The sequence below is a fragment of the Streptacidiphilus sp. EB103A genome, assembly GCF_041261405.1.
In the GTDB taxonomy this organism is placed as follows: domain Bacteria; phylum Actinomycetota; class Actinomycetes; order Streptomycetales; family Streptomycetaceae; genus Streptacidiphilus.
On sequence record NZ_JBGCAQ010000003.1, the window covers coordinates 30784 to 54221 of the forward strand.

Sequence of the window (23438 nt, forward strand, 5' to 3'; positions counted from 1 at the left end):
GAAGCTACTTCAGCAGCCGGGACATCCGGCGGTCGGCGAGGATCCGGCCGCCGGTCTGGCAGGTCGGGCAGTACTGCGTGGACCAGTCGCTGAAGGAGACCTCGCGGACGGTGTCCCCGCAGACCGGACAGGCCTCGCCGGTACGCCCGTGGACCCGCAGGCCGCTCTTCTTCTCGGCCTTGAGGTCCTGCAGGGCGAGCCCGCGGGCCCGTTCGACGGCCTCGGCGAGAGTGGTCACGACGGTGTCGTGGAGCAGCGCCGACTCCTCCGCGGAGAGGTTCGCGGCCGGCTTGAACGGGGACATCCGGGCCGCGTGCAGGATCTCGTCCGCGTAGGCGTTGCCGATGCCGGCGATCACGCCCTGATCGCGGAGGACCCCCTTGACCTGGCGGTGCTCGTCCTTCATCAGCCGGGTGAAGGCGGCCGCGGTGAAGTCGGGGGAGAGCGGGTCCGGTCCGAGCCGTTGGATCCCCGGCACCTCCTGCGGGTCCCTGACCAGGTAGACCGCGAGCCGCTTCCGGGTGCCGGCCTCGGTCACGTCGAAGCCCGCCGCGTCCGCTCCGGCCAGCCGGACCCGCAGCGCCAGCGGCCCCTTGCCGGGCCTGGGCGGCGCATCGGGCAGGCCCTCCTTCCAGCGCACCCAGCCCGCCCTGGCCAGATGGATCACCAGATGCAGCCCACCGGCGTCCAGGTCGAGGAACTTCCCGTGCCGGGTCGCACCGGCGAAGCTCCCGCCCTCCAGCGCGGTGAACGGCGGGTCGTACGTCTTCAGCGCCTGCACGGCCAGCGGGTACACCCGCTCGACGGTACGGCCGACCAGGTGCTCGGCCAGGAAACGGCTGAGGGACTCGACCTCCGGAAGTTCGGGCATACGGCAAGTCTGCGCCCTGACCCGCACCTGGCACGTACCTCGACACGGCCGGGTACGATGCCGACGAACATTGTTACTGGCCGGTAGCAGCCGGTGCGGCTGCCAGATCGAGAGAAGGAACAGCCATGCCCACGCTCGACCGCCAGGACGACGTCTTCGTCCTCGACATCGGAGACACCGAGAACCGCTTCCACCCCGACTGGCTCGCGTCGGTCGACTCCCTGCTGGACCAGGTGGAGCAGGCCGAGGGCCCGAAGGCGCTGGTCACCACGGCGACCGGGAAGTTCTTCTCCAACGGGCTGGACCTGGACTGGCTCTTCGCCCATGCCGACCAGGCGGGCGAGTACGTCGCCGGGGTGCAGGAGCTGCTGGCGCGGGTGCTGTCGCTGCCCCTGGTCACCGTGGCGGCGCTGCAGGGGCACACCTTCGCGGCGGGCGCCATGTTCTCGCTGGCCCACGACTTCCGGGTGATGCGCGCCGACCGCGGCTTCTGGTGCCTGCCCGAGGCCGAGATCAACATCCCGTTCAGCGTGGGCATGTCCGCGCTCATCCAGTCCCGGCTGACCCCGCAGACGGCGCACGAGGCCATGGTCACCGCCCGCCGCTACGGCGGTCACGACGCCCTGGCCGCCGGACTGGTCGACCGCACTGCGGACGAGGGCTCCGTCCGCACGGCCGCGGTCGAGATCGCCCGCGCCCACGCGGCCAAGGCCGGCCCGACCGTGGGGACGATCAAGGCTCGGATGTACGCCGCGGTCCTGGACGCGCTGCGGGAGAAGGACATCCCGCTCGCGCTCGGCTGAGCCAAGAGCAGAAAAGCAGGACCCCCGGTGCTCGCCGTCAAGGAGAGCACCGGGGGCTCGGCCGGGTCCGCCCGTCCGGTCGCTGCGGTTGGACGGTCGGCCGCTCAGGCCGCGTCGAGGCGGTCGAACTCCTCGGTGGACAGCTCCAGGTCCGCCGCCGCGACGGAGTCGCGGATCGTCTCGGGACGCGAGGAGCCTGGGATCGGGATCACCACCGGCGCCTTGGCGAGCATCCAGGCCAGGCAGACCTGCTGCGGGCTCACCCCGTGCACCTGCGCGACCTGCTCGAACACGTCGAACCGCGAACCCAGCCGGCCCGCGTTGGTGATGCCGCCGAGCGGGCTCCAGGGCAGGAAGGCGATCCCCAGCTCCGCGCACAGTTCCAGTTCCGGCTCGCTGGAGCGGAACGCCGGCGAGAACTGGTTCTGCACGCTGACCAGGCGCCCGCCCAGGATCTCGTTGGCCTGCCGGATCTGCTCGGGGTTGGCGTTCGAGATGCCCGCCTGCCGGATCTTCCCGGCTTCCAGCAGGTCGCGGATCGCGCCCACCGAGTCCGCGTAGGGGACCCTCGGGTCCGGGCGGTGGAACTGGTAGAGGCCGATCGCCTCGACGCCGAGCCGCTTCAGCGAGGCGTCACAGGCCCGCTTCAGATACTCGGGCGAACCGTTCTGGGTCCAGGAGCCGTCGCCGGGGCGCAGGTGGCCGCCCTTGGTGGCGATCAGCACCTCCGAGGTGTCGCCGCCGTAGCCGGCCACCGCGCGGGCGATCAGGGTCTCGTTGTGGCCGACGTCGGTCGCGGTGAGGTGGTAGGCGTCGGCGGTGTCGATCAGGGTGACGCCGGCGTCGAGGGCGGCCTGGATCGTCGCCACCGAACGCGCCTCGTCGGGCCGTCCCTCGATCGACATCGGCATCCCGCCGAGGCCGATCGCGCCGACCTGGACGTCACCGATGCTGCGAGCCTGCATGGAGGATCCTCCTGCGATCTTTCGTACTGTCTGGTCGTGCACCCATGCTGTACGTGCACCCATGTGCAGCACCAGCCTGCGCCTCTGCCATTAAGCTGTCCAACAGAAGTTGATGATCCCTTTGAGCACTGCGGGTGATGAATCATGGAACTGCGGCAGCTCGAGTACTTCGTGGCCGTCGCCGAGGAGCGCCACTTCACCCGGGCGGCCAAGCGCCTGCAGGTGGCCCAGTCCGGGCTGTCGGCCTCGATCCGCACGCTGGAACGCGAGTTGGGCGCCGCGCTGTTCCTCCGCAGCACCCGTTCGGTCGAGGTGACGCCGGCCGGGCAGGCCCTGCTGGTCGAGGCCAGGCGTGCGCTGTCGGCGACCCACGCCGCCAAGGACGCGGTCGCCGCGGTGCAGGGCCTGCTGCGCGGCAGCCTCTCCATCGGTTCGCTGCAGTGCCTGCACGCGGTGCACCTGCCGGCCGTCCTCGCCAGGTTCGCCGCCGCCTACCCGGGGCTGGAGATCCGGCTGCGGCAGGGGGGATCCAATGAGCTGACCGAGCAGGTCCGCACCGGACGGCTGGACATCGCCTTCGTGTCGCGCCCGGCCGGCAGCCCCGACAGCGTGCTGGTGGAACCGCTCGCCGACGAGCCGCTGGTGCTGGCCTGCGGCCCCAGGCACCCCTTCGCCGCCCGCACCGCCGTCGAGCCGGCCGAGCTGGGGCAGGAGCAGTTCGTCGACTTCCACCAGGACTGGGGCACCCGGGACCTGGTCGACCAGGTCCTCGGTGCGGCGGGGGTCGAGCGCCGGGTCGCCCTGGAGGTGACCGATGTGCACTCGCTGCTCGACCTGGTCGCGTTCGGCCTGGGCGTAGCCCTGGTCCCGCAGTCCTTCGCGGCCAAGACCGATCAGGTCCGCTTCCTCCCGCTGGCCGGACCGCTGCCGCACTGGCAGACCGTCACCGTCACCGGCGATCCGACCAGCCCGGCCGCGGCGGCGTTGCTGCGCGAGATCCGGCACGCCCGCGGCGCCCGCTGAGACCGCTCAGCGGGCGCCATTCCATGGGCTGCTACCGGGAGTTGATCAAGGAGCGATGGTCCACTGCTGGCAGGTGTTGTCGAGCTGGGCCCACTGGCGGACGACGACGCCGTTGGCCGTGCCGCAGTTCTTCACGTCCATGACCATGCCGTTGCCGACGTTGGAGATGGTGTAGTTGCTGCCGACCTTCGTGACGTTCCACTCCTGGCAGAGGTTGCTGAGCGAGGCCCAGAGGTCGAGCGAAGTGCCGTTGGAGGAGCCGCAGTTGACCGAGTCCAGGACGGTGCCGCTGTTGACGTTGGTGATGGTGTAGCGGTTGCTGCCCAGGCTGGTGAACTTCCACTGCTGGCAGGTGTTCCCCAGCGACGTCCACTGGTCGATCGAAGTCCCGTTGGCGGTACCGCAGTTCACCGCGTCGAGGACCTTGCCGCTGTTGGTGTTCGTGAGCCGGTAGGCGGTTCCGGCGACCGGGAAGCTGCTGCTCGGGGTGGTGTAGCCGACCGAGACGATGTTGGCCTGGACGGCGTTGTCGGCCGCGTCGGTCGGGTAGCCGGAGGTCATCACGCCCTCGAAGAAGGAGCCGTCGGACCCGTTGCTGTCGTCGCCGCCGGTGCCCAGCACGATGGCGCCTTCCTGGCTCATCGGCGTGTAGCCGCCGATGTTGGGCAGGGCGCCGTTGTACCAGGTGGTCAGGGAGCCGGACTGGGAGTTGCCGCCCTTGATGGCGTAGGTGGTGGTCCCGTTGTTCTTCAGCAGCGCGGTGACGAAGGCGCTGGAGTTGCCCGCGTTGCTGGTGTCGGAGCCGTTGCCGCCGGCGAACAGGCCGTTCTCCAGGTCCGCCTGGACCCAGGGGCCGGAACCCGTGCAGGGCGAGAACCAGCACTCGGTACCGAAGTTGATCGCGTCCATGTGGCCGTTGCCGGTGTCGTTGCTGGAGGTCTCGGCATTGCCGTAGTCGAAGCAGCAGCGCGCGTTCACGTGGGTGCCGCTGGTCACCATGTAGGCGCCCTGCGCGGTGCTGCCGGTGGGGACGCCGGTGGTGCTGTTGTTGCGGTAGCCGACCCCGGCCGAGACGAAGACGCCGTAGACCGAGTGGCCGCCGACCGTCACCGGCAGCGCGTTGGCGATGGCGCCGACGTCCGCCCCGCCGTTGCCGCCGGCGCCCTCGACGGTGAGGTTGTTGTGCTCGGAGGTCTGGTCGTAGATCTCGGTGATGACGCAGGTGGTGTTGGCGCAGAAGGTGTCCTGGGCCGCGGCGTTGGCGTAACCGCCCGCGGTCAGCGTGCCGATGTTGTCGGTGGTGGCGTCCGAGGCCCGCTTGACCTGGTAGAGCGAGCCGCTGTAGGCGGCGAAGAGCGCGCGCACGGTGCTGTGCGCGGCGACGCAGGGCGTTCCCGCGGCGGCGTAGATGTCACAGGGGAGGGACGTGGCGGCCTGCGCCGTCCCGGCCGTGCCGATGGCGCCGACGAGCATGGCGAGGAGGATCGCCGTCGCGGTGCCTGCTGACAGTAGTGCCTTCCGCAGGCGCCGAAGTCGCATCCGAGCGTACAAGGTGGACCACTCTCCGTTCCGGTGGGCCGTACTGGGTGGGGGTGGTGCGGGGGTTGGGCAGGGGTGGGCTCGCGCCGACGTACCGGATCGCCGTGGGCGACCGGGAATGTTAGCGTTAACAATTTGCCTCGTGGGCATGGGTCGGCGGCTCTGGGGGATGTAGTGCGCATGGCAGTCAGCGCGATGGCCATCACTATGGATCGGGGGCATGGTTGCGTCAAGGTTTCCGGCAGAATAAATGTGAGCGCTCACATCTGCCCTGACATCGCGCCAGGTAGGACGTCAACGCAGCTGGAACCCAAACAGAGCACAGCAGCTGACGGCCCGTGATGGTTCAGCCGGCGGCGGTGCCCGCTGCCAGAACCACGGCCTGTTCGCGGTAGCGCAGCGCGACGGAGCCTCCGGCGGGTTCCGCGGTCGCCTCGGCCGAGAGCGCCCACAGCGCTGCGGCGGCCCCGGACTGATCCACCGTCAGCATCCAGGAGGCCGACGCCGAACCTCCTGGGGCGATGGTGCTCGTCGTTGTGTCGCCCTGCCGGACCAGGGTGACGCCTGCCGGGCCGGTGAGCGAGAGGCCGGCCTGCAGCAGCTCGCCGCTGGTGCCGTTGCTGAGGACGACCGTGACGAGGGCGGACTGCCCCGGAGCGAGCCGCTTCGGGGCCGCGACCGAGAGGCCGTAGCCGACGCGCGGGTAGAACGGCGTCCAGTCGGCGTCGAGGGCGGCGGTCAGTTCGGACACCAGCTGGGGATGCTTGCCGGCGAGGTCGTTGCGCTCACCGGGGTCGGTCGCCAGATCGAACAGCTGTACGGTCGGGTAGCCGGTCTTTCCATGGGGACGGTCGTGACCCGCGGCGATCCGGACCAGCTTCCAGTCGCCCCGGCGGATCGCCTCGGCCGCGCGGGTCACGCTCCCGTGCTCGGCGGCGTCGGCCCGCCTGGTGTTGAACGGGTCGCGGCGGTACCAGTAGAAGTGGTCCCGGTGCGGGAGGGTGTCGGAGGTTCCGGTGAGCACCCCGGCGAAGGAGACGCCGTCGACGTCCTTGGGGCCCTCCGTCCCGGCCAGCGCGGCGAAGGTGGGGACCAGGTCGACATGGCCGGCGGCGCGGTCGGTGGTGCCGACCGGCACCCGCCCCGGACCCCAGGCGATCATGGGCACCCTGATGCCGCCCTCGTACAGGTTCCGCTTGTAGCCGCGCAGCGGGCCGTTGGAGTCGAAGAAGTCCGGATTGACGCCGCCCTCCTCGTGCGGCCCGTGGTCGCCGGTGATCATGATCAGGGTGTTGTCGGACAGCCCGGCCTGTTCGACGGTGTCCACGATCTCGCCGATGTGCTTGTCCAGCAGGGCGACCTGGGCCGCGTGGCCCCGGTCGGCGGCGGTCCAGCGCGGGTCGGTGTAGACGCCCGTGTCGGGGACGTCGCTGGGGGCGTGCGGCAGATTGGGGGCCAGGTAGACCAGGAAGGGCTGCCCGGCGTTGTCCTTGACGAACTGGATCGCGCGCTCGGCGAACAGCGGCGGGGCGTAGGTCCGCCCGTCCATGGCGATCCGCTCCGCGTTGTGCCACAGGTGGTTCGGGTAGTAGTGGTGCGCCTCCTCGTGCGAGATGTAGCCGAAGAACTCGTCGAACCCCCGGTTGTTGGGATGGCTCGGCTGATCCCCGTGCAGCGGGCCGAAACCCCACTTGCCGAACAGGCCGGTGCGGTAGCCCCGCGACCACAGCACCTGGGCGAAGGTGGTGTCGGTGCTGACGAACGATCCGGCGCTGCCGGCCTCCGGGTTCTGACGGACGGTCGCATGGCCGAGGTGCAGCCCGGTCAACGCGACGCTCCGGGACGGGGCGCAGACGCAGCCGCCGCCGTAGTACTGGGTGAAGCGCAGCCCCTGCGCGGCGACCCGGTCGATCGAGGGGGTGGCGATGGTCTTCTGCCCGTACGGCCCGGTCTCGCCCCAGCCGAGGTCGTCGTGGAGGATCAGGATGATGTTGGGACGGTCGGTACGGGCAGCCGTCGACGGCTGCTTGCTGCTGCCGACGCCGGTCGCGCGGACCGGGTCGTCCGCGTCTGTGTCCCCGCTGTGGGCGGAGCCGGAGAAGTGCTCGGCCAGAACCGCCGCACCGCCCGCCGTACCGACGGCAGCAGCGGCGCCTGCGAGGAACTGACGGCGTGAGGCCATGTGCTGTAGCTCCGCATGGGCTGTGTTGGTGGAGGAACCGGACCGGTGATAGGGAGGCTATATGTCATTTCTTGGTTCCTGTTGCGCGGTACCCCGCTCGGCTGTTCCGCAGCCCGGTCCGGTGTCCGGCGCCACGGAGCCGCCTTCTGCGGCGAGTGCCGATGCTCCTGTCCGCCGCGACGGCATGGTGCTGCTGCCCGGCGGGACCTTCCTGATGGGCAACGAGGACGCGGCGGCCCGACCGGGCGACGGCGAGGGGCCGGTCCGGGAGGTGACCGTGGCCCCGTTCAGGATCGACGTCTGCGCTGTGACGAACGCCGCATTCGCCGACTTCGTCGCGGCCACCGACCACCGCACCGAGGCCGAGCGCTTCGGCTGGTCCTTCGTCTTCGCCGGATTCCTCACCCCGGCCCAGGTGCACGCCACCGCCTTCCCCGCCGAGACTCCCTGGTGGCGCGCGGTCGAGGGCGCCGACTGGCGCTCGCCGGAAGGCCCCGGCAGCGATGTGGCCGATAGGCAGGACCACCCGGTGGTCCACGTCGGCTGGACGGACGCGAACGCCTACGCCCGGTGGGCCGGGGTCCGGCTGCCGAGCGAGGCCGAATGGGAGTACGCCGCCCGCGGCGGCCTCGACCAGGCCCGGTATCCGTGGGGCGACGAGTTCGCGCCGGGCGGCGAACTGCGCTGCAACATCTGGCACGGGGACTTCCCCGTGGTCAACACCAGCGAGGACGGCTGGATCGGCACCGCCCCGGTGACCACCTACACCCCCAACGCCTACGGCCTGTACAACACGGTCGGCAACGTCTGGGAGTGGTGCACGGACCCCTTCGATGCCGACGGCGATCCCCGCACCGGCCCGCGCACCATCCGCGGCGGCTCCTACCTCTGCCACGACTCCTACTGCAACCGCTACCGCGTCGCCGGCCGCACCGGCACGACCCCTGACTCCACCTCAGGTCACGTCGGCTTCCGCTGCGCCGCCTCCGCCGCCTCCGCTTAGGGCCAGCAGCTCGCGTGCAGCCCGGACGCAGCGGCGGGCCCGTTCCTCGGTCGGCTCCCCGGCTTGGGCCCGGGAGAGCATGGGCACTTCGAGGCCGATCACGACGTCCGGGGGCAGTACGCTGAGGATCTCCCGCAGCGGGAGCTCGCCCTCGCCCGGCACCATCCGGTCGATCGAGTCCTCCCGGTAGACCGAGCCCCGCTGCCGCACGGTGTTGTCGCTGAGCTGGACGTAGCCGATGAGTGCGGGATCGATCGCCGCCAGGTCCGCGGCGGTGCTCCCGGCACGGACCAGGTGCATGGTGTCGATGAGCAGGCGGAAGTCCGGCCGTGCGACATGGCGTACCGCCGCCAGCGCGGCGTCGAGATCCGTGATGGTCAACGACGGGGCGAACTCGACCGTCGTCTCCATCCCCCGCGCGCCGGCCATCTCGGCGAGCAGTCCGAACTCGTCCAGGCTTCGGCCGAGGTCCGGATCCAGACTCACGGTGTTGATCCGCGTCACGCCGAGCCCGGCCATGGTGTCCAGGTCGGCGGCGGCGCTGCGGATGTCGCTGCCGGGACGCACGTTGAATCCCTCGCCGAGCGAGATCGAGACCCCGCGGTCCCGCAGCGCAGCCGCCGTCCGACGCCGGAGCGCGGCGTCGTCCCGCAGCGAGTACGCCTCGTAGCCGTGCGGGTTGTACGGGCCCCCGGTCAGCGCGACGGCGATGTGTCCGCAGCCCAGGTCGGCCGCCAGGTTCACGAACTCCACCGGCGGCAGCCCGAAGACGGTCTGGTGCTCTATCCCCAACCGGTCCATGTCCATCAGCCTGGTCAACCGCGCTGCACCGCGGTGACGAAGTGACGCGCCACGTCGACGAGTTCGCTCCCGGGAGCGTCGTCGAGCAGGCCCGCCATCAGTTCGACGTCCTTGGTGAGCGTCACCCCGGCCGTCGACCCGGCAAGAGCGGCCATCGAGCCGGCCCGCAGCCGCACTCCGGAGGCGACGCAGGCCGAGCTGCCCGTCCCCAGGACGGCCGCGAGGCCGGCCGGGTCGACTCCCAGTGACTCGCCGGCCTTCATCGCCCCGTCCGCCAGCGCGATCTGCGCGGCGAACAGGGTGTTGTTGATGAGCTTCGCGTGCGACCCCGCTCCGATCCCGCCGAGATGCACGACCTGGTTGGAGAGCGTCGACAGCAGGTCGGCGACATCGGCAAGAGCCTCGGCCGCACCGCCGACCATGATCGTCAGTTCGCCGGCCAGCGCCCGTGGGCTGCCGCCGCTCACCGGCGCGTCCAGGACGCGGAGGCCGAACTCGGCTGCCCGCCGGGCGATCTGCCGCACCTGCTCGGGCGAGACGGTGCTGTGCACCAGTACGACGGTTCCCGGCCTCAGCGTGTTGACCAGGCCGTCCGGTCCGAACATGACCTCTTCGACGCCTGCCGCGTCGAAGACGCAGATCCCCACTGCCTGGACCGCCGCACCCAGGTCGGCCGGAGTCGCCGCGATGGTGACCTCCGTGCCCGCGAACGGCGCCAGCGAGGCCGGTCGGCGGGCGTAGAGGGTGAGCTCATGGCCCTCCGACCGGATCCGCTGCACCATCGGCAGGCCCATGCTGCCGAGCCCGATGAATCCGACCTTCACCGTGATTCCTTCCGCTTGAGTACCTTCTCCTCGACCGCGTCCGACGACAGGACCGTCCCGAGGATCCCGAGGTCCACTCCCGCGCCGCGGGCGACCTCGCGCACCACGGTGACGTCCTTGAGCATCAGGTCCGCCAGCCGGTCGGCGACCGCTTCCACCGAGCCGCCGCGGGCCACCACGTCCAGGGCGCGGCTGGCGCCGCTGCCGTGCTGCAGGGCGGCCAGGATCGCCTTCTCCTCGATCCCCAGCGAGCCGGCGAGGCGCACCGCGTCGATCGCCAGACCCACCTGGGCCACGAACAGCGCGTTGTTCACCAGCTTGACCCGCTGGCCGCTGCCGGCCGGTCCCACCGGCATGACCGGCGAGGCGTATGCCTCCAGCAGCGGGCGGGTCTGCTCCAGCAGGGCCTCGTCGCCGCCCACCCACAGGGTGAGCCTGCCTGCGGCGATGTCGTGCGGGCCGCCCGAGAGCGCGGCGTCGAGCACCCCGATCCCGCGCTCCGTCCCCGCCTCGGCGAGCAACTGCGCGGTCGCGGGAGCGGAGGTGGTGTGCTGGACGAGTACCGCGCCCGGCTTCATGGCCGCCAGAGCGCCGTCCGGGCCGAGGCACACCGAGCGCACCTGCTCGTCCGTCAAGACGACGACGATCACCGCGTCGGCTTCGCACACCGTCTCCGCGACCGTTCCGGCCCAGGTCAGCGCGTCGGCCTCGGCTGCCGCCCGGGTCTCCTGACGGCGTGCCAGGACGGTGACGTCGTGGCCTCCGGCCGCCAGCCGGTCGAGTATCGGTCGGCCCATCCGGCCGGCCCCGACGAGTCCGATCTTCACTTCTCCTCCGGGGGCAGTGGGTTGGCGGGTGGAGCCAGCATCGTTCGGTGTTCGGCGGTGCCGTCGAGGTTGGCGTTGATCCGCTCTGCGATGCGCCAGCCCTGCGGGGTGCGCACCCAGCGCCAGGTGTTCGCGGACACCCGGGCCACCCAGAACCGGTCGGCCCCGGCGTCCCAGCGGATGTTGAGCGCGTAGCTGCGCCCGGTCGCCCGGTCGCCGTCCACCACGATATGAGGCACCGTCAGCACATGGCCGCAGCCGTCGTGGATCAGGCTCTGATGGCCGTTGCCGTGGACCATGCCGACGATGTCGTCCCGGCCCCGCATCTTCAGGTGGGGGACGGCGTCGAAGCTGCCGTCGTCGGTCCAGAGGGCCGCCGTGGCCTCGCCCGAACCGCTGTCTACGGCGGGACCGTACTGGGCGACGAGTTGCATGATCTCGACCTGGTCCTCCAGGGCGTGGACCTTGGCCGCCAGCGCCGCGACGGTGGTGCGAAGTTCGTCGATCTCGCTCATGTGGCTCTCCTCCGCTCAGGGCACGACGACGATGCGGGTCGGCCCGTTGGCGTCGCGTGCGGCGTCGAGCGCGGCGGACACCTCGTCGAGCCCCACGGTCCGGCCCAGCATCGGGCCGACGTCGAGACTGCCCGAGCAGACCGCCTCGAACGCCTCGTCCCAGTGGGTCATCGACGGGCCGCCGCCGAACTGGATGTTGAGGCCCTTCCGCTTGGCGGTCAGGGTGTGCAGGTGGTCGCCCTCCGGCGGACCGCCGACGGAGAAGATGCGGGTGCCGCGCTCGCAGCCCTTGATGATCGAGTCCAGGACGCCCGGGACGCCGACGCACTCGAACACGACACAACCGGGCAGGCCGGCCATCGCCAGCATGGACTTCATCGACTCGGCCGAGCCCTGGGCCACCTCGCGCCACGCCTGGTAGGGCGTGGTCTCGGCGGGATCGATGACCACGTCGGCCCCCATCGCCAGCGCGGTCGCACGCCGCGAGGCCACGAAGTCGACGGCTACGATCGGGCCCACCCCGAGGCGCCTGAGCGTGGCGATCGCCGAGAGGCCGATCGCGCCGCAGCCGATGACCAGCGGCACCTCTCCCGTCGTCACCTGGGCGCGCGACGCGGTCGACCAGCCGACCGAGATCGCGTCGGCGACGCAGACGATCTCGCTCGGGAGGTCCGAGACCACGACCCGGGTGATGGCCTCGGTCAGCAGCAGGCACTCGCCGAAGCCCCCGGGCGAATCGGGGTTCTGGCCGATGATCCTGCGGCCGCCGGCGGTGGCCAGCACGGGCAGCGAACTCACCCGCGTGCCCACGGGGATCCTGCGCTCGGTGCCGGGGCCGTAGTCGACGACTTCGGCGCAGTACTCGTGGCCCATGACGATGTCGACGTCCTGGTCGTAGGTCGACATCCCGCTGTCGTCGTCGGCGCCGGCCTCCGGATGGTCCATGAAGTGCAGGTCCGAGGCGCAGATCCCGCACGCCAGCGATCGGACCAGGAGCTGACCCGGTCCGGGAACGGGATCGTCGATGGTCCGCGCCCGGACCGCCCCGCCCCGCAGCACAGCAGCACGCATGAGCTCCTCCTCCTGGCGGACACCGGATGCGTCCCCGTCCTCGGACTGTAGCGACGCCACCGGAGTTATAGAAGACTCTCTCCTAAAATTGGAAGGTCACTACGATTGACGCCATGGCAGAGCCGCGCCGCCTCCCGGGCCGTCCACGGGACACGACCATCAATGAACGGGCCCTCGCCTCGACGCGCGAGCTGCTCGTCCAACGCGGTTTCGACGCGACGACGATCCAGGCCGTCGCGGACCACTCCGGCGTGCACGCCTCCGCCATCTACCGTCGCTGGCCGTCGCGGATCGAGCTGATCGAGGAGGCGACGTTCCCCGGGCTCAGCCCCGTGAGTGTCGAACCGACCGGTGACCTCCGCCGCGATCTGCGCCGATTCGTCCGCGCCTACCTGGCGGCGTTCAACGCGCCCGCGGCGCGCGCGGCCGCGGCCGGTCTCCTCGCCCACCAGCAGACCTCGAAGCGTCCGCGCCCGCCGGAGCTCTACCTTCGGGTGTCGGCGCGACCGCAGTTCCAGGACATCCTGCGCGCCGCACCGCCCGGAAGCATCGACCCCGCGGTGGACCCGGACGACGTCTTCGACATGCTCCTCGGCGCGATCCTGACCCGCACCCTGCTCTTCAACGCCCTGGCGCGGCGCCGTCCGATGGAGCGCACCGTCGAGATGATCCTCAGGATGCTGCGGCCGTAGCCGCGCCCGGCGGCGCACCGCAGCGCCCGCTTCCTTGCCATCCCGGCGACCCGGTGGGAGAGTGCTGATCTCATGCACGAGAATGGCATTGCCGCTCAAGGAGGCTTGCATGGCGGGTCCTGATCTCGCACCCGGGGCGGTCGGCCTCGACGCCGCCTTCGCCGACCGCTACGGCCCGTGGGCCCTGGTGGCCGGGGCGTCGGAGGGGGTGGGCGCGGCCTATGCCCGTGCGATGGCCGAGCGGGGCGTCAACGTCGTGCTCCTGTCCCGGCGGCAGGCCGCTCTCGACGAGCTTGCCGCGGCGATCCGCGCGGACACGGGTGTCGACACCCGGACCGTCGCCGTGGACCTCACCCACCACGACTCGCTGGAGACGATCGTGGCGGCCACCGCCGGGCTGGACATCGGGACGGTGATGTACTGCGCCGGCGCGGATCCGAACTTCGAGCCGTTCCTGGCCAATCCGGTGGAGACCGCGCTGGCCATGGTGGAGCGGAACTGCGTGATGCCCATGCGGATCTGCCACCACTTCGCCGCGCCGATGCAGGACCGCGGCACGGGCGCCATCGTGCTGGTCTCCTCGGCCGCGGGGCTCTACGGCTCCGCCAACATGGTGGCCTACGGCGCCACCAAGGCCTTCGACACGGTGATGGCCGAGGCACTGTGGGCGGAGCTGCACGGCAAGGGCGTCGACGTGCTGGCACTGGTGCTGGGGGCCACCGACACCCCGGCCCTGCGCCGGCTGCTGGTCAGCCGCGGGAGCCTGGGCGGCCCGGACGATGCGACGCCGATCCCCGGCGCCATGACTCCGGAGGAGGTCGTGGCGGAGGCGATCGCCAACCTGTCGAACGGCCCGACCTGGTTCGCGGGCGGCCGGCTGCGGGAGAGCGCCCGCCAGTTGGGCGCGCTGACCCGCAGCGACGCCGTCAAGGCCATGCTCCGCCACAGCAGCGGCGGGGTCATGGCCGAGGGGCCCCGGCAGGAGGCGGCCCGATGACGAACCCGATCACGACCTCGTCCACCGACCGGGAGCTGCGCCAGGATGTGGCCGAGGTGCTGGTGCGCTACGCCACCGGCATCGACCGGCGGGACTGGGAACTGTTCCGCAGTTGCTTCACCGACGACTGCGAGGCCGACTACGGGGACATCGGCGTCTGGCGCGACGCCGACTCCTTCACCGCATGGATGGACCAGGCCCACGTGCGGGGCGGCCGCTCGCTGCACCGTGTCACCAATCAGGACGTCACCCCGCGCGGCGACGGTGCGACCGCCCGCTGCTACCTCGACGCCATCGTGATGACGGCGGACGACCAGACGGCCGTACGAACGGTCGGCTACTGCGACGACGAACTGGTGCTCACCGACACAGGCTGGCGGATCGCCCGCCGCCGCTACGTCAGGGTGCACTGCCAGACGGAGCGCAACCTGGGCCGGCCGGGTCAGTAGCAGGCCGGGTCAGTGGAGCGCGTCACGGTCACCGAGCTGGGATTGCTCACAGTGACGGAAGGGGCTCGCTGGACAACTCCGCCGCCATGAGGATCGATCTGCAGCCGCGATCCGCGGTCGCGACCACCTCACGGAAACAGATCCTCCATGGCTGCACACCTGCTCAAGCGCATGGGCACCTCCCTGGCCGTGCCCGCCCTCATCGTCGGCGCCTTCGCACTCGCCGCCCCTCCCGGCACCACAGCACCCTCCGTCAACCAGGGACGAGTGGAACTCGCCGCCCTCAGTTCCAACGCGGTCTTCCACGAGATGATCTGGGACGTCGACGCCGGCCAGCAGGGGTACAGCAACTTCATCAAGCAACTGCGGCAGCTCATGGTGCTGGCCACCACAGGGCACCGCGGCACGTACGGCACCGGCAGGCAGACCGCCACCGTCGACACGCTCAACAACCGGGCGACGAACATCTTCGTCGACATCGACGTCCAGACCGCGGGAGCGGCGATCCACCTCGTGGTCCGCCTGAGCGATCTGTACGTGGTGGGTTTCCACACCCAGGTGAACCCCAGCGAGTGGAGGGGATTCAACCATGTGTACATCCCCATCGCCGACGACTTCCCGGAACTCACGACAGGCCTGGTGGGCGGCGACTACACCACCGACACGGACTGGGTGGGCAGGGAGAACTACAACACCCTCGCCCGGTTGGCGAACACCAGGCTGACCGATGTCACGGTCGGCGAGTACTCACTTCAGGACGCCATCCACGCCCTGCGCAATCCGCACCTGTCCAACACTCCGAACATCGCCCGCGGCCTGCTGCGCATGATCATGGCCGTCTCGGAGGCCACCCGCTTCCGGACCATCGCCACGGGCGTCACCACCCACTTCTCCGGCAGCCAGTACCGGATCTCCAACACCAACGTCAGCATGATCCGCAACTGGCAGGGCCTCAGCAGTGTGTTCCACCACTACGCCGACCCGAACGCCGCCGGCTCCTCCACCCGCAGCGTGGACATCCCCGGGTACGGCGTCGTCAACAACCTCCAGGCGGCGGTCAGGCTGCTCATGGTCGCGCTGGCCTCAGGGGACAACCCCAACACCAAGGACGAGCTGTGAGCCCGGCCGCCTCCTCGCGCTGCTCTCCCGTACTCCGGAACTCCCCAGAAAGTGACACTCCATGACACCCCGTCTGAAGAAGAGGCTCACCGCCCTCGCCGCCGCGCTCTCGCTCTGCACCGGCATCGGCATCGCCGCCTCGCCGTCGGCGGGCGCGGCCGTCAAGGGTGAGTTCAACCTCGGCGTCGAAAGCGGCAGCCCGCTCGTCGGCCACCTTCTGCCGCGCATCTGCGACAACGGCTTCAGCGACGAGAGCGTCTGGTTCATCAACAACGAGACCGGGCAGATCTACGACCACTCCATGGACGGCCAGTGGCCGGTCTACACGAATGTCGGCGGCAACCGCTACCTCAGTCCGCACTGGTTCAGGATGACCGGCCACTGCTTCTACCCGGTCTCGTCGAGCTGGGCCCTGTGGGGCGGCGCGCGGCGGATCTCCAACTACGCGACCAACTGCACCCGGGGCACCGAGAACCTCAGTGTGCAGGAGTCCTACAGCACCTCCTCCAGCACCACGAAGACCGTGGGCACCAGCGTCTCCGTCGGCGGCGAGATGCCGTGGATCCCCCTGAAGATCGAGGCCAGTGTCGACCTGAGCCGGTCCTGGTCGTACGGCAAGGACCACACCTGGGGCCAGACGATCAACATCGGCGTGGCGCCCGGCCGCACCGCCTGGGTCGACGCGAGGGCCCTGAAGCGCCAGGTGCGCATCAACCCCCACTTCTGGGTCGACTCCTACGAGTGGAACTGGGACCAGACCGCCGGCGGCAGCGTGGTCACCCACGGCTGGGCCGGCAACCCCAGCTACACCTCGATCGTCGACCACGGCTACTACTACGACGCCAAGTCGGAGATCATCGGCAGCGACGGCAACCCCATCTTCAACTTCGTCGCGCGCGACACCCCGGCCAGCGTCTGCTGACGGCGCTCACACCGGAATTCCGGAGGGCCGGGACCGTTCCCGGCCCTCCGCCTGTGCGTGGCCTGTGTGTGTTCATCCTTGCGTTACCTCTGGGACTGCTTCGTGTCACCTCTATGGGGTCCTTTGGTGCCCGGAGGTGATCGAATGGGCCGTCCGGAGAAGCCGCTCGACCCGGACGCGGGTCCGGTTCAGCGGCTCGCCCACGAGTTGCGGCAGTTGCGTGCGTCGGCCGGAGGCCTGACGTACCGGGCCATGGCGTGCCGGGCGCACTACTCCGCCACCGCGCTGGCGCAGGCCGCGGCCGGGGACCGGCTGCCCTCGCTCGCGGTGGTGCTCGCCTACGCGCGGGTCTGCGGCGCGGATCCCACGGTGTGGGAGGACCGCTGGCGGGAGGCGGACGAGGCGGCCACGCCGCACGACCACGACCACGCCTCGGCGCCGTACCGGGGGATGGCACGCTTCGAGCCCGAGCACCAGCACCTGTTCTTCGGCCGGGACCGGGTCGTGGACGACCTGCTGCAGGTGGCGCGCGAGCACCGCTTCGCCGCACTGGTCGGCCCCTCCGGCAGCGGCAAGTCCTCGCTGCTGCGCGCGGGTCTCCTCCCCGCTCTCCGGGAGGCCGCGCGCCACGCACGCCACCCGGTCGACATCCGGCTGATCACTCTCGGACAGGACCCGCCCTCCGACCCTGCCCGGCTGCTGGAGCCCCGGGGCGCAGACACGGAGACCTGGGTGGTCGTCGACCAGACACAGCACGCGGCCCAGCAGTACACGGACCTCCACGAGCGGGCCCAGTTCGGGATGCGGCTGTTCGCGAGCCGGCAACCGGAGTCCCGACTGCGGGTGATCGTCAGCATCAGGCCCGACTTCCAGTGGCTGGCTCCCTCCTACCGGCCCTGGATCGACGGCTGGATCGCCGCGATGCAGCGCCACACCGTCGTGATGCCCGCCATGGGCTCGACCGAACTTCGCGAGGCCATCGTGCGCCCGGCGATCGCGACGGGCCTGATCGTGGAACGGGAGCTGACGGCGCGTCTGATCGACGACGTCCTCGGCCGGCCCAATGCGCTGCCGATGCTCTCCCACGCCCTGCTGGAGACCTGGCGCCGCCGCCGCGGCCGTGTCCTCACCCTGGCCGACTACCAGGCGGTCGGCGGAGCACACGGCGCCATCGCCGCCACCGCCGAGCAGGTCTACGGCCGGTTGACCGACGCCCAGGCCCGTACCGCCCGGCAGGTCCTGCTGCGCCTGATCGCCCCCGGTGACGGCACGCCCGACACACGCCGCCCCGTACACCCCGACGAACTCCGTCTCTTCGAACTGCCCGACACCCGTGCCGTCCTCGACGCCCTGGTCGAGGCCCGGCTCGTCATCATGGACGGCGAGCGTCTGGAACTGGCCCATGAGGCACTGATCACCCAGTGGCCCCGGCTCGGCGGCTGGCTGGAGCAGGAGCGGGAACGGCTGCTGCACCGCCGCCACCTCACCGAGACCGCCCGCGCCTGGCAGCGACTCGGCCACGACCACGGCGACTTCTACCGGGGCAAGCGCCTCTCCCTCGCCGCCCAGCTCTTCCCGCCGCACGCCGAGGATGACGAACTCACCCCAGTCGAACGGGCCTTCCTCAACGCCTCTCTCGCCGCCCACGCGGCGACCGCGCCACCTGGGCCGACCGGGGGGTGACCGGCCGGCCCGGTGCGGCGGACGCGGGCGTCAGGGCAGCGGGGTCGGTGCGGCCAGGTAGGACTGGGTCCGGGTGACCCAGTAGTCGTAGTCGCTGGGGGCGCTCTGGTAGCTGCCCACCATCTCCGGCACCCCGTAGGTCCCGGAGCCGGTGCCGGCCCCGAAGAGGATGGCCACCACGCCGTCCGCCGCCGCCTCCGGGAGGTGCGAGCCCCAGGTGACGGTGGATCCGCTGACGGTCACCTTGGGGTCGGCTCCGGGGTTGCTGCTGTAGAAGGCGAGGTTGTTGCCGCTGCTGGTGAAGGAGTCCCCGTAGAAGAAGGTGGCCGCCGAGTCCTCGTCGCGGTTGGCCGAGACGTCGTCCAGGTTGGGGAACTTCCCGGAGGCATTCCAGTAGGTCGGGCTGGCGGTGAGGGTCGAGTTGAGGTGACCGGTCGGCAGCTGCCACAGCACGGCCGGCAGGCCGAGGGACTGGCGGATGGTCTTCACATAGAGCAGGTAGTTGCTCCAGTGCGCGGCGTTCAGGTAGCGGATGTCGCCCGCCGGGTTCGGGTCGTTCAGGATGCCGAAGTCCTGTCCCCACTGGTCGAATGCCGCGAAGTCGGCGTCGTAGCCGATCCCCGCCGTCTTCGCGAAGTTCGCCACCTGGGTCGCGTTGGTGACCACCGACTGCTGACCCGCCGTCCAGCCCAGGGTGTCGGTGTCCTTGAGGGCGTCGCGGACGCCCCAGGTGTTGATCTGCCAGCCGACGAAGGCGGTCGGGTCGTACTTCTTGACGGCGTAGTTGATCGCCTGGACCAGGCCCTTGAGGTTGTTGCCGAAGGCCGGGTCGGTGCCGCTGGCCAGCACACCCGAGGAGTACGCGGCGTTGGTGGCGGCCGGGAACTGGGCGGCGTCGTTGTTGTACTGGGCCGCGTAGTTCTGCTGCAGGTAGCCGAGCATGTCCGGCTCGATCACCCAGCCCACCGGCTTGCCCGGTGCGGCGGCCTGCGCCGCCTGGGCGGCGGACTTGAGCGACTGGAAGTAGGTCGTCAGCCAGCTCGCGTTCTGCATGTTGGTGTAGTCGACGCTGGTGCCGTCGATGTTGCCGTTCATGCCGTAGTCGACCAGGACCGGGGTCATCCCGAACTGCTCGGAGTGGGTGACCATGGTCGTCGTGGTGGCGGCCCAGTTGGCGAAGTCGCCGCCGATCAGGTACTCGTAGCCGTAGTTCGGCAGCTTGCCGTGCGACTTGAGCGTGGTGAAGAACGAGTCGACGGTGCTCCCGGGCGTGTAGACCGACCCGATCGACAGGTAGTTGGGGTGCCAGGCGGCGGTGCCGCCGGTGGCGGTAGGCGTCGGGGTCGTACTCGGCGTGGCGCTGGCACTCGCGCTGGCGCTTGCACTGCTACTGGGCGTCGGCGTCGGGGTCGGGGTCGATCCGCCGCCGGGACCGGTGAGCACCACGTCGTCGGCCTGGTAGCTGCCCTGCCCGTACCAGCCGTGCAGGTAGACGGTGATCGAGGTGGTGGACGCGCCGGTGGTGAACGTCGTGCTCAGCTGCTGCCAACTCGTCGCGGACGGCGTCCAGGTGGAGCTTCCGCCGTTGGCGCCGAGGTAGACGTAGGGGCCCTCGACGTAGGCCGACAGCGTGTAGGTCGAGTTGGGCAGCACCGCGACGGTCTGGGTGCACTGGGCGTCCGCCGACCCGGTCGGCAGTGCGGACAGCGCGTGCGTTCCCGAGTGCACCGGAGAGGTGACCACCGAGGCGGTACCGGCGTCGCAGCTCCAGCCGGACAGCGTCCCGGTCTCGAACCCCGCATTGGTGATCAGGTTGGTGGTGGCAGCACCGGCACTGCGGCCCAGCAGACCGAGACCGAGCGGGACGAGAGCGACTGCTACCAGCGCGGCAAGCGCTCGGTTTCTGCTGCGTCGATGCACTGTGGTGCCTCCTGACGGGGCGACAAGACGATCGGGACAGCACCGCGCCGCCACTGCGCGGGCGGTGTCGGCTGTGCACCTGACAATGCAGGGCATTTCCCGAACACTGGCCTAGACCTGTCAGTGCGTCAAGGGTCTAGACCACGCCATGAGTTGGCGCTAGGACTCCCTTAAGCCGGAGCCGGGCTGATCGCCGACGGCCGAGAACAACGAATCGGTGCCGGCGAGGACTCTCCTCGCCGGCACCGATGTGCACGCCCCGATCGGGACCTAATCCAAGTCGTCCGGCAGCAGTCGGAAGGCGGGGTGGTCGGTGAGGGGGCGGACGGCCCGGAAGTGGCGGCGGTCGACGGTGAAGATTGCATTCGTGCGGAACTCCGCAGCGAGGGCGACGTTGACCGCGTAGGTGAGGCCGATATTGAGATCCCGGTACCGTTTGAGCACGACGCGTGCGGCAGGCAGGCGCGGACCGACCTCTGGGATTTCGAACCGCCCCACCGCCTGGCGGTCGATGATGTCGTCGAGCACAGCCATCGCGGCCTCGGGGCCCACTCCGGTGGATGCCAGGTAGTCCAACTCGGCCAGGACCAACGGCGAGATGACCAGATGGCCCACGGTCTTCAGGGCGATTCGGCAGGCTGCATGGGCCGGCTCATCGCCGAAGTAGTAGGCCAGCAGTGCCCCGGTGTCACCGACGACGGCGACCTCGCTCACTGCCCGAATCCCCTCATCAGTTCGTCCCGGTCCGCGACAAGCCGTCCTCCGCCGCCCGAGAGAACCGGGGCGTCGTCGAGCTCGTCGCCCATCGGGTCCGTGCGGAAGGTGTAGCGAGGCGGGGCCAGAGACGGCGGGACAAGGGTCGCGACATGGCGGCCGTCCTTGGTGACCGTCACGGTCTCCCCCCGCTCGACCGCCCCTATGACCCGGGCTGTCTGCTGGTTCAGTTCGCGCATGGTGGTCTCCACGCAGCAAGGGTACTACACGGTACTACCTCGAGGACCGACCACTGGTACGGGCGTCACCGGTTCGGACCCCAGCGGATGCCGATGCGCGGGCGGGTGTGGTGCGCTGGTTCGAGGACGACCAGCGAGGATGTGCGATGGCATTGCCGGTCAGACCCCCGATCGAGCCGATGCTCGCCAAGTCCGCGGCGGCCGTGCCGACCGGCGGATACCTGTACGAACCCAAGTGGGACGGCTTCCGCTGCCTGGTGTTCCGCGACGGTGACGACATCGAGCTGGGCAGCCGCGGCGGCAAGCCGCTCACGCGCTACTTCCCGGAACTGATCGCCTCCCTGGCCGAGGCGCTGCCGCCGCGGTGCGTGCTGGACGGGGAGATCGTGGTGGTCCAGGGCAGCCGGCTCGACTTCGACCGGCTCTCCGACCGCATCCATCCGGCCGAGTCGCGGATCCGGCTGCTGGCCGAACAGACGCCGGCGACGTTCGTGGCCTTCGATGTGCTCGCGCTCGACGACGAGGATCTGACGGGCCGCCCGCTGGCCCAGCGGCACGAGGTGCTGACGCGGCTGTTCGCACCGCACCCGCAGGTGCGGGTGTCCCGTGCCACCCAGGACGTCGACCTCGCCAGGACCTGGTTCGAGACCTTCGAGGGCGCCGGCCTCGACGGCGTGGTCGCCAAGCGGCTGGACGACGCGTATCGACCCGGCGAGCGCGCCATGGTGAAGGTCAAGCACGAGCGCACGGCCGATGTCGTGGTGGCCGGGTACCGGCTGCACAAGAGCGGGCCGGTGGTCGGATCGCTGATGCTGGGTCTGTATCTGGACGGGGGCGTCCTCAACTACGTCGGCGGTGCGAGCGCGTTCACCATGGCCCGGCGCGCCGCGCTCGTCGACGAACTCGCGCCGCTGGTGCTGCGCGAGGGGGAGGAGCACCCCTGGACCGGCAAGGACGACGGCGGGCATCGGCGCCCGGGTGCGCTCAACCGGTGGAACGCGGGCAAGGACAGGTCCTTCGTGGCGCTGCGGCCGGAGCGGGTGTGCGAGGTGCGCTACGACCAGTTGCAGGCGGACCGGTTCCGGCACAGCGCCCGGTTCCTGCGGTGGCGGCCCGATCGGCAGCCCGAGTCCTGCGGCTACGACCAGCTGGACGTGCCGGCCGCCTACGACCTCGCCGAGGTGCTCGGCCCGGACGCTCCCTAGTCCGCTTCAATCCGCTTCGTGACGGGCCTTGGAGGGCTGGACGCGCTTGGGTTCGCCCGGCATCTTCGGGAACTCGGGCGGATAGGGAAGGTCGCCGAGGCCGCGGTCGCGCGTGTCCCGCTCGGCCATCTCCAGCAGCGCGTCCAGGGTGGCGGGCGCCTCGTCGATGGACTCGTGCGCGTCACCGCGTGAGGCCAGCAGCGCCGGGACGGTGCGCACGGTGAAGTCGTCCGGGGCGACGTCGGGGAGGTCCGTCCAGCGCACCGGCATCGAGACCCGGGCGTTCGGCTCGGCGCGGGTGGAGTAGGCGGCGGCGAGCATCCGGTCGCGGGCCATCTGGTTGAAGTCGGCGAAGATCCGCGCGCCGCGCTCCTCCTTCCACCAGGAGGTGGTGAACAGCTCGGGGCGGCGGCGTTCGAGTTCGCGCGCGAGTGCGATGACCGCGCGCCGGGTGTCGATGAACGACCAGCGCGGTTCGATCCGCACCAGCAGGTGCAGCCCGCGTCCGCCCGAGGTCTTCACGAACGGCGCCATGCCCAGTTCCGTGAGCAGCGCCCGGGCCTCGGTGGCGGCCTCGACCGCCTCGGCGAAGCCGGTGCCGGGCTGCGGGTCGAGATCCAGGCGCAGCTCGTCCGGGTGGTCGGTGTCCTCGCGGCGCACCGGCCACGGATGCAGTTCCAGGGCGTTCATCTGCACCGCCCACAACGCCGTCGCCGGCTCGGTCACGCACACCTCGCGGCCGGTGCGCCCGCTCGGAAAGGTCACCTCCGCCGTCTGCACCCAGTCGGGCAGGCCCTTGGGCGCGTGCTTGGTGTAGAACGAGCTGCCGCCGTCGAGGCCGCCCGGGAAGCGGTGCAGCGCGATCGGGCGTCCAGCGAGTCCCCGCAACAGCCCTTCGGCGACGGCGGCGTAGTACTCGGCGAGTTCGAGCTTGGTGACCCCGACGGCCGGATAGCAGACCTTCTCCGGCGAGGAGATGCGTACCCGACGCCCGGCGACCGTGACGAAGGCCTCGCTGCTGCTCATGGTCGTAGGCTAAGCGCCCGCTCCGGGAGCCGCATGCCGAGCCCGCCC

General features: G+C 70.6%; 23 protein-coding genes. 10 read left to right on the top strand and 13 right to left on the bottom strand.

Features of this window, described 5'->3' with window-relative positions; all coding sequences use genetic code 11:
• Positions 1-4 precede the first annotated feature (4 nt).
• Positions 5-871 carry an Fpg/Nei family DNA glycosylase gene (locus ABH941_RS05310; protein WP_370127405.1) on the bottom strand — a complete coding sequence of 289 codons (867 nt, stop codon included), beginning with the start codon at positions 869-871 and terminating at the stop codon, positions 5-7.
• Between the two features lie 125 nt (positions 872-996).
• Between ABH941_RS05310 and ABH941_RS05315 the strand changes: the two genes are divergently transcribed.
• Positions 997-1674 carry an enoyl-CoA hydratase-related protein gene (locus ABH941_RS05315; protein ID WP_370127406.1) on the top strand — a complete coding sequence of 226 codons (678 nt, stop codon included), beginning with the start codon at positions 997-999 and terminating at the stop codon, positions 1672-1674.
• 104 nt (positions 1675-1778) lie between these two features.
• On the opposite strand, the gene ABH941_RS05320 is transcribed toward ABH941_RS05315, so the two are convergent.
• Positions 1779-2639 (bottom strand): aldo/keto reductase, encoded by an 861-nt coding sequence (locus ABH941_RS05320; protein ID WP_370127407.1) that lies wholly within the window; start codon positions 2637-2639, stop codon positions 1779-1781.
• A gap of 144 nt (positions 2640-2783) precedes the next feature.
• Between ABH941_RS05320 and ABH941_RS05325 the strand changes: the two genes are divergently transcribed.
• On the top strand, positions 2784-3662 hold the full coding sequence (locus ABH941_RS05325; protein ID WP_370127408.1) for a LysR family transcriptional regulator: 879 nt from the start codon (positions 2784-2786) through the stop codon (positions 3660-3662).
• A 45-nt stretch (positions 3663-3707) separates the two neighbouring features.
• Here the strand turns inward: ABH941_RS05325 and ABH941_RS05330 are convergent, their stop codons facing one another.
• Complete coding sequence (locus ABH941_RS05330; RefSeq protein WP_370127409.1) at positions 3708-5201, bottom strand: arabinofuranosidase catalytic domain-containing protein; 1494 nt, start codon at positions 5199-5201, stop codon at positions 3708-3710.
• A 346-nt stretch (positions 5202-5547) separates the two neighbouring features.
• Positions 5548-7383, bottom strand: a complete 1836-nt coding sequence (locus ABH941_RS05335) for a sulfatase-like hydrolase/transferase (protein ID WP_370127410.1) — start codon at positions 7381-7383, stop codon at positions 5548-5550.
• Between the two features lie 61 nt (positions 7384-7444).
• Between ABH941_RS05335 and ABH941_RS05340 the strand changes: the two genes are divergently transcribed.
• Positions 7445-8386, top strand: a complete 942-nt coding sequence (locus tag ABH941_RS05340) for a formylglycine-generating enzyme family protein (RefSeq protein WP_370127411.1) — start codon at positions 7445-7447, stop codon at positions 8384-8386.
• Here the strand turns inward: ABH941_RS05340 and ABH941_RS05345 are convergent.
• Genes ABH941_RS05345 through ABH941_RS05365 form a run of 5 tightly spaced genes read right to left on the bottom strand, consistent with a single transcriptional unit; the run spans position 8339 to position 12424 of the window.
• A complete protein-coding gene (locus ABH941_RS05345; protein WP_370127412.1) occupies positions 8339-9187 on the bottom strand; it encodes a sugar phosphate isomerase/epimerase family protein in 849 nt (282 codons plus the stop codon). The two genes, ABH941_RS05340 and ABH941_RS05345, sit on opposite strands and share 48 nt — an antisense overlap.
• A 14-nt stretch (positions 9188-9201) precedes the next feature.
• Positions 9202-10011, bottom strand: a complete 810-nt coding sequence (locus ABH941_RS05350) for an NAD(P)-dependent oxidoreductase (protein WP_370127413.1) — start codon at positions 10009-10011, stop codon at positions 9202-9204.
• Positions 10008-10838 carry an NAD(P)-dependent oxidoreductase gene (locus ABH941_RS05355; protein ID WP_370127414.1) on the bottom strand — a complete coding sequence of 277 codons (831 nt, stop codon included), beginning with the start codon at positions 10836-10838 and terminating at the stop codon, positions 10008-10010. Before ABH941_RS05355 ends, ABH941_RS05350 begins: the two co-directional genes overlap by 4 nt.
• Positions 10835-11353 carry a nuclear transport factor 2 family protein gene (locus ABH941_RS05360; RefSeq protein ID WP_370127415.1) on the bottom strand — a complete coding sequence of 173 codons (519 nt, stop codon included), beginning with the start codon at positions 11351-11353 and terminating at the stop codon, positions 10835-10837. Before ABH941_RS05360 ends, ABH941_RS05355 begins: the two co-directional genes overlap by 4 nt.
• A 15-nt stretch (positions 11354-11368) precedes the next feature.
• Positions 11369-12424: a zinc-binding dehydrogenase gene (locus ABH941_RS05365; RefSeq protein WP_370127416.1), complete on the bottom strand. Its 1056-nt coding sequence runs from the start codon at positions 12422-12424 to the stop codon at positions 11369-11371.
• A 113-nt stretch (positions 12425-12537) separates the two neighbouring features.
• Between ABH941_RS05365 and ABH941_RS05370 the strand changes: the two genes are divergently transcribed.
• The 6 genes from ABH941_RS05370 (at position 12538) to ABH941_RS05395 (ending at position 18286) form a co-directional block, all read left to right on the top strand.
• A complete protein-coding gene (locus ABH941_RS05370) occupies positions 12538-13116 on the top strand; it encodes a TetR/AcrR family transcriptional regulator (protein WP_370127417.1) in 579 nt (192 codons plus the stop codon).
• A gap of 109 nt (positions 13117-13225) precedes the next feature.
• Positions 13226-14113 (top strand): SDR family NAD(P)-dependent oxidoreductase, encoded by an 888-nt coding sequence (locus ABH941_RS05375; protein WP_370127418.1) that lies wholly within the window; start codon positions 13226-13228, stop codon positions 14111-14113.
• Positions 14110-14562 carry a nuclear transport factor 2 family protein gene (locus tag ABH941_RS05380; RefSeq protein ID WP_370127419.1) on the top strand — a complete coding sequence of 151 codons (453 nt, stop codon included), beginning with the start codon at positions 14110-14112 and terminating at the stop codon, positions 14560-14562. The genes ABH941_RS05375 and ABH941_RS05380 overlap by 4 nt, the downstream gene beginning before the upstream one ends.
• 147 nt (positions 14563-14709) lie before the next feature.
• Positions 14710-15681: a ribosome-inactivating family protein gene (locus ABH941_RS05385; RefSeq protein ID WP_370127420.1), complete on the top strand. Its 972-nt coding sequence runs from the start codon at positions 14710-14712 to the stop codon at positions 15679-15681.
• A 61-nt stretch (positions 15682-15742) separates the two neighbouring features.
• Positions 15743-16603: a hypothetical protein gene (locus ABH941_RS05390; protein ID WP_370127421.1), complete on the top strand. Its 861-nt coding sequence runs from the start codon at positions 15743-15745 to the stop codon at positions 16601-16603.
• Between the two features lie 144 nt (positions 16604-16747).
• Entirely contained in the window at positions 16748-18286 is a 1539-nt protein-coding gene (locus ABH941_RS05395; RefSeq protein WP_370127422.1) for a helix-turn-helix domain-containing protein, read from the top strand.
• Positions 18287-18316: 30 nt separating this feature from the next.
• Here ABH941_RS05395 and ABH941_RS05400 read toward each other — a convergent pair whose 3' ends face one another.
• From ABH941_RS05400 to ABH941_RS05410, 3 genes are all read right to left on the bottom strand, one after another.
• Positions 18317-20206 (bottom strand): carbohydrate binding domain-containing protein, encoded by a 1890-nt coding sequence (locus ABH941_RS05400; protein WP_370127423.1) that lies wholly within the window; start codon positions 20204-20206, stop codon positions 18317-18319.
• A 270-nt stretch (positions 20207-20476) separates the two neighbouring features.
• Complete coding sequence (locus tag ABH941_RS05405; RefSeq protein ID WP_370127424.1) at positions 20477-20920, bottom strand: PIN domain-containing protein; 444 nt, start codon at positions 20918-20920, stop codon at positions 20477-20479.
• Positions 20917-21171 (bottom strand): type II toxin-antitoxin system Phd/YefM family antitoxin, encoded by a 255-nt coding sequence (locus tag ABH941_RS05410; protein ID WP_370127426.1) that lies wholly within the window; start codon positions 21169-21171, stop codon positions 20917-20919. The genes ABH941_RS05405 and ABH941_RS05410 overlap by 4 nt, the downstream gene beginning before the upstream one ends.
• 134 nt (positions 21172-21305) lie before the next feature.
• Here ABH941_RS05410 and ABH941_RS05415 point away from each other — a divergent pair, with 134 nt between their 5' ends.
• Complete coding sequence (locus tag ABH941_RS05415; protein WP_370127428.1) at positions 21306-22364, top strand: ATP-dependent DNA ligase; 1059 nt, start codon at positions 21306-21308, stop codon at positions 22362-22364.
• Positions 22365-22370: 6 nt separating this feature from the next.
• Here ABH941_RS05415 and ligD read toward each other — a convergent pair whose 3' ends face one another.
• The gene (gene ligD, locus ABH941_RS05420) at positions 22371-23390 is read right to left on the bottom strand and encodes a non-homologous end-joining DNA ligase (RefSeq protein WP_370127429.1); all 1020 of its coding nucleotides are present in this window, start codon (positions 23388-23390) and stop codon (positions 22371-22373) included.
• Positions 23391-23438: the final 48 nt, after the last annotated feature.

What these genes read in the sequence shown, in the direction of transcription:
- ABH941_RS05310 (WP_370127405.1), bottom strand. Translation starts at nt 871, where the DNA reads ATGCCCGAACTTCCGGAGGTCGAGTCCCTCAGCCGTTTCCTGGCCGAG.
- ABH941_RS05315 (WP_370127406.1), top strand. Translation starts at nt 997, where the DNA reads ATGCCCACGCTCGACCGCCAGGACGACGTCTTCGTCCTCGACATCGGA.
- ABH941_RS05320 (WP_370127407.1), bottom strand. Translation starts at nt 2,639, where the DNA reads ATGCAGGCTCGCAGCATCGGTGACGTCCAGGTCGGCGCGATCGGCCTC.
- ABH941_RS05325 (WP_370127408.1), top strand. Translation starts at nt 2,784, where the DNA reads ATGGAACTGCGGCAGCTCGAGTACTTCGTGGCCGTCGCCGAGGAGCGC.
- ABH941_RS05330 (WP_370127409.1), bottom strand. Translation starts at nt 5,201, where the DNA reads ATGCGACTTCGGCGCCTGCGGAAGGCACTACTGTCAGCAGGCACCGCG.
- ABH941_RS05335 (WP_370127410.1), bottom strand. Translation starts at nt 7,383, where the DNA reads ATGGCCTCACGCCGTCAGTTCCTCGCAGGCGCCGCTGCTGCCGTCGGT.
- ABH941_RS05340 (WP_370127411.1), top strand. Translation starts at nt 7,445, where the DNA reads ATGTCATTTCTTGGTTCCTGTTGCGCGGTACCCCGCTCGGCTGTTCCG.
- ABH941_RS05345 (WP_370127412.1), bottom strand. Translation starts at nt 9,187, where the DNA reads ATGGACCGGTTGGGGATAGAGCACCAGACCGTCTTCGGGCTGCCGCCG.
- ABH941_RS05360 (WP_370127415.1), bottom strand. Translation starts at nt 11,353, where the DNA reads ATGAGCGAGATCGACGAACTTCGCACCACCGTCGCGGCGCTGGCGGCC.
- ABH941_RS05365 (WP_370127416.1), bottom strand. Translation starts at nt 12,424, where the DNA reads ATGCGTGCTGCTGTGCTGCGGGGCGGGGCGGTCCGGGCGCGGACCATC.
- ABH941_RS05370 (WP_370127417.1), top strand. Translation starts at nt 12,538, where the DNA reads ATGGCAGAGCCGCGCCGCCTCCCGGGCCGTCCACGGGACACGACCATC.
- ABH941_RS05375 (WP_370127418.1), top strand. Translation starts at nt 13,226, where the DNA reads ATGGCGGGTCCTGATCTCGCACCCGGGGCGGTCGGCCTCGACGCCGCC.
- ABH941_RS05380 (WP_370127419.1), top strand. Translation starts at nt 14,110, where the DNA reads ATGACGAACCCGATCACGACCTCGTCCACCGACCGGGAGCTGCGCCAG.
- ABH941_RS05385 (WP_370127420.1), top strand. Translation starts at nt 14,710, where the DNA reads ATGGCTGCACACCTGCTCAAGCGCATGGGCACCTCCCTGGCCGTGCCC.
- ABH941_RS05390 (WP_370127421.1), top strand. Translation starts at nt 15,743, where the DNA reads ATGACACCCCGTCTGAAGAAGAGGCTCACCGCCCTCGCCGCCGCGCTC.
- ABH941_RS05395 (WP_370127422.1), top strand. Translation starts at nt 16,748, where the DNA reads ATGGGCCGTCCGGAGAAGCCGCTCGACCCGGACGCGGGTCCGGTTCAG.
- ABH941_RS05415 (WP_370127428.1), top strand. Translation starts at nt 21,306, where the DNA reads ATGGCATTGCCGGTCAGACCCCCGATCGAGCCGATGCTCGCCAAGTCC.
- ligD (WP_370127429.1), bottom strand. Translation starts at nt 23,390, where the DNA reads ATGAGCAGCAGCGAGGCCTTCGTCACGGTCGCCGGGCGTCGGGTACGC.